The sequence below is a fragment of the Wolbachia endosymbiont of Cardiocondyla obscurior genome, from assembly GCF_902713635.1.
GTDB classification, from domain to species: domain Bacteria; phylum Pseudomonadota; class Alphaproteobacteria; order Rickettsiales; family Anaplasmataceae; genus Wolbachia; species Wolbachia pipientis.
The window spans coordinates 1-1,081 of record NZ_CACTIU010000114.1; the positions used below are offsets into that span (position 1 = coordinate 1).

2 pseudogenes are annotated in these 1,081 nt (G+C 37.9%); one reads left to right on the plus strand and one right to left on the minus strand.

Going from position 1 to position 1,081, the window contains the following annotated elements:
* Window positions 1-141: 141 nt before the first annotated feature.
* A pseudogene (locus tag WOCAOBSORBRA_RS05995) lies at window positions 142-336 on the plus strand (IS256 family transposase); the annotation flags it as partial.
* Window positions 337-934: 598 nt separating this feature from the next.
* Here the strand turns inward: WOCAOBSORBRA_RS05995 and WOCAOBSORBRA_RS06000 are convergent.
* Window positions 935-1,081 (minus strand): annotated as a pseudogene (locus WOCAOBSORBRA_RS06000) (IS4-like element ISWosp8 family transposase); the annotation flags it as partial.

Below are 1,081 nucleotides of genomic sequence, written 5' to 3' on the forward strand. Positions count from 1 at the left end.
AGAGAATTTATACCTTATTATTTTCCTTCACTCTATCAACTTTACTTACACTTTTCCTTAACTTGACGCGTATGGTTCAAAAAAGTGTGTCAAACCAAAAAAAAAGTAATAAATTGATATAAAAAAAATGGAGGTTTGACAATGAGTCAGAAAGTAGTAAACAGAACTACCGGTTTGGTAGATTACAAAGAACTGGAAGCAAATATACTGTCATCAATAAGGGAAGGCAGACCATTAACAGGAAGGGATGGAGCATTTACACCATTTATAAAAAAGCTGCTGGAGGCAAGTTTGGAAGGTGAAATAGAAAATCACTTATTAGCTGAAAGTGAAGAGAGGGTTTGGTTGGAAGAAGTGGAGTAGCGAATGGATATACAAAACGCTGGGTCTATATTCAGACTACAGAATAAGGTATTACAAACCGAAAGCATCACCAGCACAATATGTTATAAACTTTGGTAAAGAATCTGCTAGGAAAGCGTAGTGCGGATGCTGCGTTTGACGAGGCGGGAGCTGGAAACGTTAACATGGGAATTTGGATTGAGGCCTATTGTGAAAACAATGGATCAGCCACCAAACCCTAAAGTAGGCGCGCCAGTTCTTGACCCTACATATTTTTTTGAAGGTTAAATCCAGCTTAGGGTCGAGAAACTTAGATAAAGCCATAGCCAAAGTGTTTAAAAATATTAATAATTATACACACAATTATTCAACCATATTTTTGAAGATAGCTATGCCGCCGCGGTATCTCTTAGCCGCTAACAAGTAGCGGGATGACGATTGTTGGTAAATCTAAGTCAGTTTAGCTATAGGCAGCAATTTTCTGTATTTATTTTAAATTGAAGGAAGCTCAAATGAAAGATCATGTTTTGCTAAAAATCACAGAATGCAGTCTAACAGTGAACGGTCAATGGCGTCAACTTAAGAGCCTCCATTAGCAAACTCTCCTAAAGACATGATGGCGTTTGGGCTTATCTACCTTATCGCGGCTATACAATCGTCCTGGTCGGATTTTAACTTTAGCGCGTATACTTAAAAAGGGCTTGAAAGTTTTTTGGCGCAATAAGTACCTGATAGAGTT